Source organism: Bacillus sp. F19 (genome assembly GCA_023823795.1).
GTDB lineage: Bacteria > Bacillota > Bacilli > Bacillales > Bacillaceae > Bacillus_P.
Genome location: CP085710.1, coordinates 755,860 through 771,831, shown reverse-complemented (window position 1 = coordinate 771,831; position 15,972 = coordinate 755,860). Strand labels below are relative to the sequence as shown.

The following is a 15,972-nucleotide window of genomic DNA, read 5'->3' as shown; positions in this document are numbered from 1 at the left end:
ATTACTGCTCTCCTAAATGCTTTACAATATCCTCAATCATTTTTTCTGACCCAATCAATCCGCGTGAAAGTGCCCAATCTCTTCTTTCAACTGTAAACACTTTATTATTTTTCACAGCGTCAATCTCTTGCCATAAAGGATTTTTTTCCCATTCATCTACAATTGTTTCTTCTGTAGCTGGCAGTAAGAAAATCGCTTGTGGATTCGTTTCAACAAGCTGCTCCAAGCTTAACTTCGGATAGGAATCCTCACTTTTTACTGGATCATCAAAGCCAATACTTGTCAGGAAAGATCCTGTATATGAATGATCGGAGTGTGCAAAGAAACCTTCTGGATTCGTTACAGTTGGCAACACGGTAATAGCAGTATCTCCTAGCTTTTGCTTCGCTTCTTCAATTTTTTGATTATGCTCTTCTAAACGGTCTTTACCTTCTTCTTCTTTTCCGATCGCTTTAGCAATGAGTAAATAGTTATCAAGCATTTGATTGTAATTTGCTTGATGGTCATCTAAAACAATTGTAGGGGCAATTTCATTTAATTGATCATATATGTTCTTATGGTGATTTAAATCTGCAATGATTAAATCAGGCTGTAATGAACTAATCATTTCGATATTTGGCTCATAGCGAGATCCAATTGATGTGTAATCCTCTAATTGTTCTCTTACAGTATCCATGAAAAGGTCTGGATCATCATCGTCTGCTATACCTATAGGTTGAACGTCAAGTGTCATAAGTGCGTCTGTATAACTAAATTCTAATACAACAATTTTTTCAGGTTTTTTGTCTAGCACTGTTTTCCCAAGTGCATGTTCAACCTCAATAGCTTCTTCCTTTGCTTCTTTTGGTGCTTCTTTCTTTGATTCATTATTAACGGAATTGCTACAAGCAATAAGACTTAAAATAAATGAACACATAATAGCAAAGCCAAGGAACCGTTTCATCCGCTGGTGCATAATTTGCTCCCCCTTAATTGATTTTGATAATTATTATCAATTAGATTTTATGTGTTATTGCTTTTCTTGAACATATCATAATATAAGAACTAGCATGTCGTATTTTTAGATTTTCTCAACGTTTGCTCGAAAAATCGTCGGAGAGCAGCCAACCGCCTTTTTAAAGCTGCGACTGAAATGGAAATAATCATAGAATCCAACTCGTTTTCCCACTTCCTTCGCCGTTAAGTTTGATTGTGCTAAGTATTGTTTTGCTTTTTCAATTCGAAGTTTCAATAGGTAAGCTTTAACTGTCATACCAGTATGTTTTTTAAATACAACTGTGTAATGACCGACACTTAAACCAGCCCTATCAGCCAGCAGTGGCAGCTTTATTTCAAGCATATAATGTTGGTTCAAATATGATACCGTTTCCTCAATTAAGCTCATCGTAGTATTTTTTTCCTTTTTCATCGCTGACTCGAACAAATAAATAAATAAAATCCTTTCAAGCATAAGTCGTTCTCTAAACGACTGTACCCCAGGGTCCTGTTTATTACTACTTAAGGTACGTATTCGAATAAGCTCGTCAAGCATATAATAAATTTTTTCTTCACTAATTGAATACAAAAGACCACTTAATGCCCACTCTTGATTTTCCGGGAAGAGACGATAGGTAATTAATACATATTCTGCAGACCTTGTTTTCGGAATTTCAATGAGAAATGGGCCTTCCTTTGCATTAAGTGCAAAGCCTTCTGTACAAATTATAGGGGGCTGATTTTCTGGAGTGATGGTTACATGCCCATATTTAACAATGAGGATTGCATGACAGTCTGATTTAGCTGTATGTATTTGCGAAGTCTTAAGAAGAGTTACATCGATTAAGATGGGAATAATGGTAGACAGCTGTTGAAAGCTCATTGGTGAATCATCCTTTTTCTAAAAGTATTTGAAAATTAAGAAGAGACCTTGACTTTTCAGCAAGATCTCAAAACAAGTTCACGTTTATCGTAATCATCACATAAATCATATGTTAAGCAAATTGGGCAGCCTGATTTTGGTTCGATGATAATGCTTGCTTCAATGTCATATACATTCTTTAATGTTTCTTGAGTCATCACCTCTAAAGGCGAACCCGTTTTCACAATGTTTCCAGCATTCATCGTTATTAAGTTATCAGAAAAACGAGCGGCATGGTTTATATCATGAAGAACCATGACAACAGTACGATTTTCTTGTTCATTTAACTTTCTTAAGAGCTTAAGAACATCTAATTGATGAGCCATATCTAAATAGGTTGTTGGTTCATCAAGTAGAATAACGCCTGTATCTTGAGCCAAAGTCATGGCAATCCAAACTTTTTGCCTTTGTCCTCCAGATAATGATTCTACTTCTAAATCGGCAAAAGCATTTACTCCCGTTACTTCTAAAGACCACTCAATCATCTTTTTGTCCTCTTTATTTAAACGCCCCACCCCTTTTTGATGCGGAAAACGTCCATAAGATACAAGCTCATAAACTGTTAAGCCTTGGGGAGCTGTTGGACTTTGCGGCATAAGCGCCATTTGCCTCGCTAATTCCTTTGGTGATTGCTGGTGAATAGATTTTCCGTCTAAGTAAATAATTCCCTTTTTCGGCTTTAAAATACGAGAAATTGTTTTCAATAGTGTTGACTTACCACACCCATTGGGACCAATAATTGTAGTGATCTTTCCTTCAGGTATCTCAACGTTCAAAGAGTTAATAATCACCTTTTCATTATAGCCAACCAATAAATCTTCAACTAGTAATTGTTTCATTTCATCACCTTACCTACTTGATAATAATTCTCATCATTAATTAAAAGTATCTTTTTCATTATTCGCTGTCAATGATTGTTTTTTGAGCGATATATAAGATTCTGTTTTACAGTTGAAAAATTAAGAGTTGATCATGCTTAAGTACACCTAATAGCTGTATAAAAAAGTGAAGTTGTAAATCTTTTACTCAATTTACTGGCCCTTTGAGGTTAGGGGTATTGGGGAGAATCCCCAGGGTCTTAAATGGGCAAGGGATGTCTCCTGCGCCATCTTTCTTCTCCCACCTATTCCATAAAATAAAAAACGACAGGCGAACCTGTCGTTTTCTTCAAATCAAAATCTTTTTTTTATGGTTATTGGTTAACTGTTACTTGCTTGGACGTTGTTGTTACTTTAAAGCCACTTTTCGTGACAATATCCAACGAAATAGAATACGTACCATTTGGGAGACCCGCTTTAGGTGCCCATTGTGTTCTTAGTGTATGTTCATTTTTGACTTCAAATGAATCGACGATTTTTCCACTTGCATCTTTGATAGTAATCGTCCAGTCTACTCGGTTATTAGCAAAACTTAAAATTTTTGCCTGATTAGTACTGTTAACATTATTTACTGGACTTACGCCGTAATAGGAAATGACCATATCTTGATTAATATAACTTGGATCTCCCCAAACTAGGTATGATTGATTATAAGCATAGTCAGATGCTACAACGACAACACTTTTCGGTTCTTCATTTACAATTTTAGAAGTTACTCCTGGTTTTAAGCTTGAATATTTCCCATTATACCAAATAATACTATCATTAAAGCCACTTCCCTTATCATTATCTTCGGCCTTAAAGGATATTTCATATTTACCGTCCTTTGGCTTCACCTGAATATCAGAAATGGTTGGAGCAATGGAGTCTACTTTAATTGGCATTTTAACTATCTGTGGTTTTGCATTTTCATAATCTAATGTCGTTTTAATTACATAACGATAATTTCCGTCAGGTACAAACTGTCCAGATAGATTTTTCATATCCCACATATATCCCTGATATTTATAATCTCTATATCCCATAATATTTTTTCTGAATTTCCATGGCTTTCCTGTGTATTCACTAAAGTCACCTAAATTTTTAATGGAATTTCCCGATTCGTCTTCTACATACATTTCAACTTTTTGTAAATTACGTAATGCTGTAAATGTACCATATACACCATTTGCAAAGAAGTTTGGTGAGAATGCGATACGGTTTGTATCAAATGTTCCAGTAGTTGGGTCATATCCCATTGGATAATTCTCTGATACTTCATCCCAAAGAGCAGTATATCCTAAGAAGGCATCGGTTTCCCATGCTGGAGGATCAATATTTTGTGGTTCATCCCATTTTCCATAGAAGCCCATATAAGGAACGGAAAGTGGAACTGCTTTATCCTGGTCTTCAGCTACTGGAACGAGACGAACAAATCCCTCTACAAAACTATTTTTCTTTAAGGAATCTGGTAACTTTACATTTATAGTCAGCATTTTTGTTTGACCAGGTTGGATTTTAATGGATGCGCCTTCTGTTAGCGTTACTTTTTTATCATTTACCGTGACATCCGCACCATTAATACGTTCACTTGTTAACGTTAAATACTCCTTGGAATCTAAGTCACCATCTTCGTCTAAATCAAATTCTTTCATTTCAGTTTGATCTTTTAATACATCGACATAAACCTTGTATTCAATATCATCACTATTATTTTTACCCTTAGGTATGTCAAATGCTTCTACGTTTAATTTAAAACTTGTATTTTGACCGATTTCCTTTAAAGCTACCGCTCCAGCTTGTTCTAAAGGAGTGTTTCTATTTGCCACAATAACAGGTGTATTAATTGCATTTTGAATTTGCATTAAACCTGATCCTTGTACACGTGGTGAATATGGAACTTCTCCATTTGTTCTTGGATCCATGACAATATTGGAAGTATTCATTAAAGCAAGTTTTGCCTTTAGAACGGTATCTTTAGAATGTGCTAATCCTTTTTCATATAGGGCCTGCATTAACAATGCTGAGCCGCCTGCAACATGTGGAGTTACCATGGATGTTCCACTCATTATTTCATAATCATTTCCTGGTACAGTGGAGTAAATTTTTCCACCTGGTGCCGAAATCTCTGGTTTAAAATCTAATGTATGCGGGGAACCAATAGATGAAAAATGGGACATTGTGTCTTTCGCTGGGTTGTCTACCGAAGTGCCGCCAGCTAATTTCATTTTTACAGTTTGACCACTTGTTAGTTTATTTACTAATGCTTCTCCAGGAACTTTACCTGTAGTCGCAGCTGGAATGCCATATTGACTTAAAAATAAATATGGATAATCAGCCATATTTGTAGGTGGAATAATGATCATAGCTTTTGCGCCGGCTGCTTTTGCTTGAGCTTGAATAGGAGAATAATAAGAGTAACTATTTAATAGCTTTATTACGGCAATTTTTCCATTAACCATCGAAACATTGTTTTTATAGTAATCAGCTTTTACCTTTCCTTCGCCTACATATACCAGTTCATAGGATTCATTTGGTGATAAAAACTTAGATAATTTAAAGTTAAATTTTGGACCAAATTGTGTTTGATCTTGAAATGGAAGTGATAGGCCATTTTCTTCGACTAATGTATTTACATGTAGTTTTGTATTTTCATAGGAAGCGACTGATAAAGCATAAGGACTTACACCAGGTTCACCTACTACTCCTATATCTGGATTTTCTGCATATGGCTGTAAAGAAGAGGGAATCAATGCATTCTTCGTACTGTACGATGCATTACCTGCTGCCACTACAACAAGTGTCCCATTTTCTGATGCGACTCGAATAGCTTTCTGAATCGGATCATTTTCTTCCCCTACATAGCCTGCATCTGAACCTAAGCTCATATTGATAACATCTGCATTCATTGTAATAGCATGCTCAATACCTGCTATAATATCATCCTCATAGGCTCCACCACTATTATCTGAAAATACCTTTTCTGCTAGTAGTTGAACACCTGGTGCTATTCCTGCAACACCACTTTTCGTTTCATCTCCATTTGCTCCAACTGTACCAGCAACGTGAGTACCGTGAGCACTTCCAGTTATCGCGGGAATGACATTCGTATCATTATCTGCCCAATCATAACCTGTAGGGACTTTTTCACTATACCAAACGTCGTTTACTTCCGTTTCTCCCAATTTAGACTCGATTTTTTCTTGAGACCACTTTTGTTTTGCCTTTCCCTCTTCAGTGAGTGTCATATCTTTGTGTGTGTAATCGACCCCTGAATCGATGATAGCGACTAGTAATCCTTCACCCTCATAACCATATTGTTTCCATACCTTTTGAGCTTGGACTAAATCTTTACTTGCTCCCATAGCTGGTTGGAATGTTTTGGCGATATGTACATTAGTAACCCCAGGAATTGACTGGATTTCATTAATATTTTGAAACTCTGTTTCTAAACTGAATCCGTTAAACCCTTCAAAATAACGATGTTTCACCTTAGTTGGCAAATTTGATTTTGAAGCTTTCGCTTTTGAGATTTGATAGATGACTTTGTCTTGCTTTTGCTTCATGATTAATTTTTTATTTTTAGATGTATTGTCCACATCTGTTGGTTGTTCCACTTCTACGATTAGTCGAACAAGGTCATTTGGGTTATAGGCTTTATTCGAACCTTCTTTATTAATATCTTTATTATATAAATCATCACTTCCAGGATCTAACTTGTCCTTATCAAAAAATAAATTCCTTCCTTGTTCCACAATATCTTCAAACGCTTGAGGCTCGGTTGAAGTGTCATTCGTTTCTGCAAAAACTGTGAAAGATGTAAGTATTAAGGATGCGACAGCTGCAGTAGACATGACTTTAAACGCCTTCAATTTACTTTTTTTCATTTACGTCTCTCCTTTTTTGAGTTTATATTTATTCCACCATGATTATGAGATTATTAAACTTATAAAATGATAGCGTAAATAAATATAATTCAAATTGTACAGGCACCATAAAATATAGTAAATTGGGGGATTTAAGCATGGTTCGATAGACTTATTTTTTTATATCTCAATAAAAAATTTTGTCATTTAAGCAATATTAAAATAGAACTTTAAGTTATTTTGTCGAAGTTATGATTAGTAGTAAAATGATTACTTTTAAAATGGGGGAAATAAGCATAATTAATTAACTTTTATGATTTTTCTGAAAATGAAGTTTAGTAAAATAAGACCAAAGACCTGGCTACTAAATAACATTCTGAAGCCTTTCAAGATATTAAGAAAAGCGCAAGCGCCCGTTTAGCGACGTATGGATTAAGAAAAAAACGCTATTCTTTCCAATTATTTTAGAAGAATAGCGTCTTTTTCGTTATAGAAAGGTAAGTGCGTCTTACTTAAATCGGCATGAGACAAACACATTATGAACTAATAGAGAATTTAAATGCTAGGCTGAGATTTGCAATTCTTTTAAAATATCTTGCAGTGTCTTTCCATCAACTTGTTGGAAAGGTACTGGTGGATTGTCAGCTTCATGGTTTTGTTTTAGATAGTTTCTTTCAACCCAATACATATCATTTGCATCCACAATTCCGTCGAAGTTAATATCAGCGGCTCTGTTATTTGTATTCCAAGCCTTTTGAATTTCGAGTGCATCCTGAACATCGATCACATGATCTTGATTCACATCGCCAGCAACAGCATATTCCCAAAAGTAATGACTGCCACCACTATAGTATTGACGAAGCTGTCCCAAAATGATTCCATTCTTCTCGACCCCAATTTGAATTTGTCGTTTCATCATAAAATGTCCTGGCAATTTCATTTCCCAAGTGAACGGTTTGTCAGTAATTGGAAGTTTAGAAATACGGTAATCTCCAGTTCTACCAATGGTCGATGTGCCATCAAACACAGTGCCGTTCGCATCGATTAATCGAATAGATGCACCAAGTTTTGTCCAATCTTTTAATGGCACGGCAGATCCTCTTATTGCTCCAGTTACATCCGAGAAGGTTGACTGTAGTTGCCATTCCATTCCCGCAGAAGAGACGGAAATACGATTACCCAGATCATTCGTATAAGCAACGGTCGGATTTACGGCTGCACTTACTGCAAATGCTGTATCCTTCACTTTCAATGTCAGATTGATTGCAGGAATATTTCCGCTCACCGTTTTTGTTCCATCTATAGTCAGCTTCACTTTTGAAGTGTTGCCTGTCGTTTCAACATTCACCACGGCAGCACCGTAATTCGCAAGGGCATCATTCCCCTTTACTTCTACAATATCAAAGCTTTGGCCAATGTTAGTGAGAGTCCACTCTGCCGTTTTTAACTTTTGTACGTTATTTAAGAAGAGGGTGGTAGATACCGTATCTCCCATTTTTACGTTTGTTTTGTCAGTCTTCATATATCCGTACGGTGTACCCGCTTTAACAAAGTAGTAATTTTTCTTTGGAGTCGGATTTTTGGCTCCATCTAGTCCATTTAATGTAAAGCGATTGAATGGGTTGGTTTCATTTATCGGAAAGTCAAAATCTACCGTTCCATCTGTCCCAACAGGAAGGAGAGGCTTAGAGCTTCCGTTAATAGAATACTTGACGGAGTTGATTGACTGATTTACATTCATTCCCGATGCCAACATCTTTTCCACTTCTTCATCTGTAACTTTAACATGAAGAGGAACTGTTTTTTGTCCCGGCTGATATTCAAAGACAGGTGATTCATTTCCATCTAAAGTTGTTGTCATCGTTGAGCTGTTAGGGTCAACATATATATCATTATTCGTTGTAAAAATATGATCACGTTCACTTGTACCAATAACTTTAATCCGGTAATATCCAGGTTTTACATAACTCTGTTGAGAGGAGATAGGCTTTTCTGGATTTCCAGTAAACGCATAGTATCTACCATCAAATATCCTATCAACATAATAGTTCGTATTATCATACAAATCTTCCGTATAAATCGTTTCTAAAAATCCTATATCCTCTCCAGTTTTTCCATCAACCACAACTAAATCCAGCCATTTCATAGGAGACTTTAATCTGAAATTCAATTTTTCATACCAGGTAGTACTAGTTGGGCTCACTTGTAAATGGTAAGGTGAAATTGTATTTGAAGAAAGGGAAGCAGAGTCAATTCCTTCCTCAGTTGTTCGAACGCTAAACGGAATCCGATATTGTTCGTTTTTGTCGTCTTGGTTTGTCATGTTAACATAGCCTTCATAAATGCCGGCTTTGGCAGTCGCAGGAACCGTTATGGAAACAGGCACTTTTTTTGTTTTAAAAGATTGAACCGGAATAACCTTCGGAATATCTACTATCACCTCATTAGAACTAGCATTTAGTGATCCACTGATATCTGTTTGAAATTGGACATCCACATCAAACTTTTTCTTTTTATCTTCTAAATTTGTAATATTTACAGTCTTTTTAATAATAGTTTCTTCGTTTGCATAATGATTACCGAAACTAATCCCGCCTGTCTCTTCTTTCATTACAATGTTTTCTTCATTTACGCGAATTGGAGTTTCATCTTGAACTTGAAGCTCCATTCCTGCGTGGATGGCACGATATGGATCGACACGACCTGCTCCTACTTCAAATACACTATATTGGTCTGCTAATGGTTTAGCTGTATTCATCAAAATCGTTTTAATATCACTTGGCTCGAGATCAGGATTTGCCTGTAGTAATAAAGCAGAAATTCCTGTTACATGAGGTGCGGCCATTGATGTACCAGACATGCGGTTATAAGCGTATTGATAATTAGATGGATCATTTTGATAAACCGAATAAGCTGGAACGCTTGATAAAACGTTCACACCTGGGGCGGTGATTTCTGGCTTCATATCGTAATTTTTGCGTGATGGCCCGCGAGAGCTGAACCAAGCAAGCTTATCACCTTCTGTATATTCTTCTTTAAAATTTTTAAAAGTCAATTTCGTATTGCCTGTAGCTAATTGTGCTTTTAACTCCAATCCTTGCTCATAGCTAATGGAAAAAGCAGGAATGAAGTTTTGATCCTCTCTTACGAAAGGGTTTGTCCCGCTATTTGGGATATTGTGATATGCGATGATGGCAGCTGCACCGTTATTCTTGGCATAAACGGTTTTAGTTTGAGTCCCAATAACGCCGGTACTCACGAAAACGATCTTTCCAGCGACATCCTTCCCAACGTAATCGGATTCCAAACCGACCCCTAAATCAATGACCTCATATTGATGATTGTTAAAAACACTCAAATCGGTCACTAAATCACTGTATAGATTGCTTAAAAGAAATTCTGTCGTAGAACCAGATACTACTCCAGTATATTGCGCTACCGGAATTGGTGTACTGCTAGCTCCAACCGTCAATGCTAAAGCAGCCGCTCCCGGAGAGCCAAGAGTATACGAATAAGGTCCAGAGTTACCAGCCGAAACAACCACGGTCACACCATTTAAAACCGCATAGTTGATAGCTGTACTTGTAGGATACTGCGGATCATTGATGTTGATCCCTAATGATAGATTGATAACATCCATGCCATCGCTAACTGCTTTTTCTATACCCGCTAGAATATCTTCCAGTCCACCCGTTCCATATGGCCCTAAAACACGATATCCATAAACTTCAGCTTCAGGTGCAATTCCTTTTACAGCTACACCGCTCGTATTTTTTGCTCGCCCTGCAATCGTACCTGAAACATGCGTACCATGATTCGTATAATATGGTGAACCACCTTCACTAGTCTCTGGAAGTCCAGACTTTTTCCAATCGTCGTATGATGTTTCCATTGGATCAAGATCGTTATCTACAAAATCATATCCACCCTTAAAAGCACCTTTTAAATCAGGATGGTGATAATCGATACCTGTGTCAATGACTCCGACCTTCACTCCTTTTCCTGTAATACCCTCTTTATGTAACTTGTCTACACCTAGAAAAGGAATACTCTCTATTCTTTTAGTAGATTCTTCTTCTTCACTAGAATCTGATTGGATTGGCGGATCGATAGTAAATGTAACACTTTTATAAACTGCTTTTACAGCATCTGATTGAAGTAGCGACTCTACTTCATTTGCGGGTAGTTTCATAGAAACCCCGTTGTAGGCTGTTTTAAAGGAACGCGTTATTTGATAAGCCTTTTTTCCACTTTTTTCTAGAGTGGATGGCAAAATTCTCTTTACATCCTCTTCAAAAGTAGCGTGCTCATGGTCAATTTTGTTTTTCGCTTGCACAGCTGTTAATTTCTTTCCCTTTAATGCAGCATCAAGAACCGCAACTTTCTCAGGCTTGGTCTTAAACTCAACAATAACAGTGATTTCATTATCACTCTTTAATTCTTCTTCATTAAATCCTTGTGGCCCATAGTTTTCGGAGGCTTGAAGCTTAGTCAGCGCCTCCCGCTGCTCTTTAGTCAGAGAAGCCAAGATTTGTTCAGACTTTGTACTTGATACAGATCCACTTTGAAAAAGTGGTAATAGAGTCTCCTCAGCACGTACTTTAGTTGGTAGACTAAGATATGTGATTGATAGACTGCTAGAAAGCAAACCTAGCCCCAATGCAAGCGTTGTCACTTTTTTAATAAACTTCTTTTTCATTCTCTTTTACCTCTCCCCCATTAAAATATTATGATAAAAATTTTCCCCCTCGCAGGATAATACATACAATTTAAATGTAAGTGCATCTTTAAAGAGTGTAAATGGGGGGATTTCACATGATACTTAATCTTTAATTTGGAAAATTTAATAAAAAAATTGTATTAAAGTGATATTAACAAAGAATTTTTGTTTTTTTATAGGAGAATGTTACGAATATTGTCGAATTTTCATTTTAGTAAAAGGCTTAAATTGGGGGAATATAGATAATTTTAATAATATAGTAGTTTAAGGAGACTACTATATTATTTTTCCTTCGGTTTCAGGAATAAATAATATGATCACCAATTCTGCTTCAATGTATATTTAGCTTCATATTGGGGAGATGGGCAACATCTTCTTCAAAAGGCACCGGACAAAACCGGTGCCTAGTACTTACAGGGTATTTGATTAAAATTCATAAAACCATTAAGAGATCTATAAATTCTAAAATGAGAATACCAAAATGACCGTTATTTTCTTAATAAGTTAGCTGACAAAATGTTAGAGCTCACTCCAACGGGGGCTAATTCTATAATGGAATAACATACATTTCGAGATGAACCACCTAATTGCCTTTTTTTACTCCAGAATATGGCCCGATTGCGGAACAACTCTATTGTCACTCAACAATTCCCTAATCCACCTTTTAATTCAGATGTACTTTTCCTTTCACTATAAAAACACCCCTTTAGATAGCTATATCCAAAGGGGCAAAGCATCGTAACTTTTTTTCAAACATCACGACTTTATTCAAAACATCGATTCGCGATTGTTGTTATAAAACTGAATAATAAAGTTGTTTGATTTTAAAGCCGAATATCTATGTTAACCCCAAAATTTATAAAGTGAATTTACCACCATGATAACAATAGTAAGTTTCAGCTTTAAGGTTTTTAACCTTTCTCAAAGACCATTGCGCTTTCTCAACATTTAAACAAAAGTGTGGATTAGCAATGTTCAATTCATGATCTTCATTAACAGCTGCATCACCTGTAATTACACTTTTTAAGCTTGGAAAATACAATGAAATATGCCCTGAAGTATGCCCTGGTGTTGCTACTACTCTGCATTTGTTATCTAAAATCATATCACCATCATTTACCTTTTCATCAATTGAAACATGCTTCAAATTTTTTAATTGATGTATAAACCATTTACCAAATTCAATTTCTTTATTTGGCATGTTTTCTAGCATTTCTTCGGCTTGAACCAATCTCTCTGACTTCATTTCCCCACTAATGTATTTTGATTCACTTTCACTAGCTATAATGTTAATCCAAGGATACTTTTCTTTGAAATCATATAGGGAACCTATATGATCATCATCATAGTGAGTAATGATTATATTCTTTAAATTCTTCAATTCATACCCATTTTTAAAAATTTCATTTTCAATTAAAGGTAAGAAATTTGTATACCCTGTATCGACCAAAGTTAGTTCATTATTCAATATAATTAAGTTAGGATAAATGTAATTTTTTTGTCTATTAAATTCAAATTCAATTGGCAGCTCTATTATCTTCATTTTTCTTCCTCCATACTGCATGTTTGTGAAACATTCAATAACCGAATATTCCATATACTTATTATACATGATATGGAAAAAGGGGATATAAAACCTTTCATGTCGGCTAATTTTTAAACAACTATTATATTTTTTAAACGACTTTATTATTTTTCATACAACTTTATTATTCGTGAATAGTTAATCCCTATTTTCCCAAAAAAACCACTAGTTACTAACCTAATCCCAAGATTTAGAATGAAACTTAGGTGATTCTAATGTACATTTCTCCAATGCTTCTTCATAAATCAGATGAGGCTTTTACAAATCCAGACTTCTTATGTGAACTAAAACTTGACGGAATACGGCTGACACTCTCCAAATTTGAGGGGAACGTCAGATTATATACACGCCATAATAATGAAGTTACTGCAAAGTTTAAGGAGCTGCACCGTATAGACGCACCTGACGGAACGATTCTTGACGGTGAGATTATTGTTTCTGACCGTAAAGGACGGCCAGACTTTGAAGCAATTATCTATATTCAGAAGTGATAAAAAGCTTTCATAATAATGTTAAATCATTGTTTACATACAAACATAGAAAAGTGATTGCTCGATATGAAGTGGGAATTGAACCGCTTCTTTTTTTTGTTCAGCTTGGTGGCTGATTGGCAAGATCCTTCCACACCTGTCACTCAAACCAGCACTATAAAGCCCCGCATTGATTAGACACCGGAATCAAAGTTATGATGGATGTAGTTAGTGAAGAAATGCTTTTAAACTCACGGGCAGTTTTATGGAAGAAGGAGTTTGTGTATTATTTGTAGAAGTTTAAAAAGTTACAAACGAATGGGTTTGAGGAATTTCTCTGAACGACATAATTTTTATTTTAGGAGGGAACAACATGGAAGTTTTTGCAGAATATTTAGCGCATATTGATAACCCGCAACATCGGGCCCGAACGGAAGGTTTTGGCTTGGGTAACTAAGAAATTTCCAAATTTAATGCCAAAAATTGCGTGGAATCAGCCTATGTTTACCGATCACGGCACATTTATTATTGGCTTTAGCGTAGCCAAACATCATTTGGCTGTTGCCCCTGAAAGGGCAGGGATTAATCATTTTTCTGATGAAATTGTGCAGGCTGGCTATGATCACACCAAGCAGTTGGTACGTATCCAGTGGGATAGTCCGGTTGATTTCTCATTACTTGAGAAAATGATCGAGTTTAATATTTTGGATAAGGCAGACTGTTCAACTTTTTGGCGGAAATAATTATTAGCGTATAAGCAACCACTTTTCGAGAAATTGAGAATGATTATTCTTGACTGTCAGCTGATCGAAAAATTGAAGAGGGGTGTTCCTTGATGACAAATAGTAGAATGAATCCTAAGGTTGATGAATTTTTAAGTAAAGCTAAAAAGTGGAAGGAAGAATATGAGCAGTTGAGAAATATCGTTCTTGACTGTGAGCTGACCGAAGAATTTAAGTGGATGAATCCTTGTTACACGTTTGAGAAAAAAAACATAGTTTTAATACATGGATTCAAAGAATATTGTGCGCTTCTGTTTCACAAAGGTGCCTTGTTACAGGATGCCCATGGGATTCTAATCCAACAAACGGAGAATGTACAGGCGGCGCGCCAGATTAGGTTCACCCATGTTAAAGAAATAGTTGAAATGGAAACCATCTTGAAAGCCTATATTTATGAAGCCATTGAAGTTGAAAAAGCCGGTTTGGAAGTGAATTTTAAAAAGAATACAGAAATCATAATTCCTGAAGAACTTCAAAATAAATTCGATGAAATCCCTGCCTTGAAAACCGCTTTTGAAGCATTGACGCCGGGACGACAAAGAGAATACATTCTTTATTTTTCTAAAGCCAAACAATCCAAAACTCGAGAGTCAAGGGTTGAAAAATGTATGCAGCAAATTCTCAATGGAAAGGGATTAAATGATTGCACTTGTGGACTATCTCAAAAGCAGCCCTACTGTGACGGCTCGCACAAGTACATTCGATAAGAAAATAAATTAATCAAACTTTAAGATATTACCACACTTTGCGTTCATTCGAACTTCTTTTTAGATCGCAGGTAACACTCAATCAAATAATTTAAAATGGAAAAAAACAAAAAAGTGATCCGTAGAGTATAAGCAAACTACCGTGTAACAGGCTTACGCATTACCAGCTAAGAAAAGAAAAATACTGCACACAAAAGTGTACCCTTTGGCTTTTTGCTGAAAGGTACGCTTTGAAAAGCATTGCTTCAAGAGATATTGCCTTCAAATGAATATATTGTTTTTGTACAGTATTTAGAAGGTCATGGGGAACAATACTTTAATCTTGTAAAAGAACAAGGTCCTGAAGGCATTGTCTTGAAAAGAAAGGATTCTAAGTATTCTCCAGCCACACGATCTAATGATTGGTTAAAGGTTATTAATTATCAATATGAGGACATTGTCATTACTGGATTGAGAAAAAGTAAATTTGGCGTGCTCCTTTCTTTTGAGGATGGTTCGTCAGCTGGGATCATGGAGTTCATGAAACCTTCAGACCGTAAAAAGCTTTATTCTGAATATAAAAGACTCGTTGTTGATGAAAGCAGCGATTATATATATCTAAAACCGAGGCTAAAAGGAGTCGTAAAGTATAGCAACCTTACAAGAAGGGATTCTTACGGATACCTTCTTTTGAGCATTGGACAGCATAAAAGCCCTCCTAACGGAAGGCTTTTTCTATTTTTTTTGACACTTAGGGTACGGAAAAGATTCGAGGAATGAGGGGCCACTATGGAAAATATTTATAGTGGGCCCCAGTCTATCATGTAGGGTTCCCGTCATAGTTTCCGTTAATTTCTATTTCAGCATCAAACAGTGCTTCGTCTTTTTCAGGATTATCGGGGTCAATATATGTTCTACAAGGATTCTTTTTTCTTTGTTGAGAACTCTAAGAAAATGAATATAACGTTTTGTTCTAATAAGTTTTTCAAATAAAACGTAATGATGAATGAGAGGTATTACATAGTAACTAACGCATCAGATTGTTAAAGATAGCTTTTAATATGGTTCTGGTGCAAAGATAAAATAAAAGAGAATAAAGCGCATATATT

General features: G+C 36.0%; 9 protein-coding genes and 1 pseudogene. 4 read left to right on the top strand and 6 right to left on the bottom strand.

Annotation, left to right across the window (positions count from 1 at the left end):
• Position 1: 1 nt before the first annotated feature.
• From LIT25_04075 to LIT25_04050, 6 genes are all read right to left on the bottom strand, one after another.
• Complete coding sequence (locus LIT25_04075) at positions 2–955, bottom strand: ABC transporter substrate-binding protein (protein ID USK34551.1); 954 nt, start codon at positions 953–955, stop codon at positions 2–4.
• Between the two features lie 105 nt (positions 956–1,060).
• A complete protein-coding gene (locus LIT25_04070; GenBank protein USK34550.1) occupies positions 1,061–1,858 on the bottom strand; it encodes an AraC family transcriptional regulator in 798 nt (265 codons plus the stop codon).
• A gap of 56 nt (positions 1,859–1,914) precedes the next feature.
• A complete protein-coding gene (locus LIT25_04065) occupies positions 1,915–2,736 on the bottom strand; it encodes an ABC transporter ATP-binding protein (protein USK34549.1) in 822 nt (273 codons plus the stop codon).
• Positions 2,737–3,089: 353 nt separating this feature from the next.
• Positions 3,090–6,641, bottom strand: a complete 3,552-nt coding sequence (locus LIT25_04060) for a S8 family serine peptidase (protein USK34548.1) — start codon at positions 6,639–6,641, stop codon at positions 3,090–3,092.
• A gap of 541 nt (positions 6,642–7,182) precedes the next feature.
• A complete protein-coding gene (locus LIT25_04055; protein ID USK34547.1) occupies positions 7,183–11,319 on the bottom strand; it encodes a S8 family serine peptidase in 4,137 nt (1,378 codons plus the stop codon).
• A gap of 877 nt (positions 11,320–12,196) precedes the next feature.
• Positions 12,197–12,883 carry an MBL fold metallo-hydrolase gene (locus LIT25_04050; GenBank protein ID USK34546.1) on the bottom strand — a complete coding sequence of 229 codons (687 nt, stop codon included), beginning with the start codon at positions 12,881–12,883 and terminating at the stop codon, positions 12,197–12,199.
• A 257-nt stretch (positions 12,884–13,140) separates the two neighbouring features.
• Here LIT25_04050 and LIT25_04045 point away from each other — a divergent pair, with 257 nt between their 5' ends.
• From LIT25_04045 to LIT25_04030, 4 genes and pseudogenes are all read left to right on the top strand, one after another.
• The gene (locus LIT25_04045) at positions 13,141–13,416 is read left to right on the top strand and encodes a hypothetical protein (GenBank protein USK34545.1); all 276 of its coding nucleotides are present in this window, start codon (positions 13,141–13,143) and stop codon (positions 13,414–13,416) included.
• A 352-nt stretch (positions 13,417–13,768) separates the two neighbouring features.
• Positions 13,769–14,138, top strand: a pseudogene (locus tag LIT25_04040) (iron chaperone).
• Between the two features lie 92 nt (positions 14,139–14,230).
• Positions 14,231–14,884, top strand: coding sequence for a YdeI/OmpD-associated family protein (locus LIT25_04035; protein ID USK34544.1), 654 nt, complete (start codon positions 14,231–14,233; stop codon positions 14,882–14,884).
• A gap of 240 nt (positions 14,885–15,124) precedes the next feature.
• Complete coding sequence (locus LIT25_04030; protein ID USK34543.1) at positions 15,125–15,643, top strand: hypothetical protein; 519 nt, start codon at positions 15,125–15,127, stop codon at positions 15,641–15,643.
• Positions 15,644–15,972 lie beyond the last annotated feature (329 nt).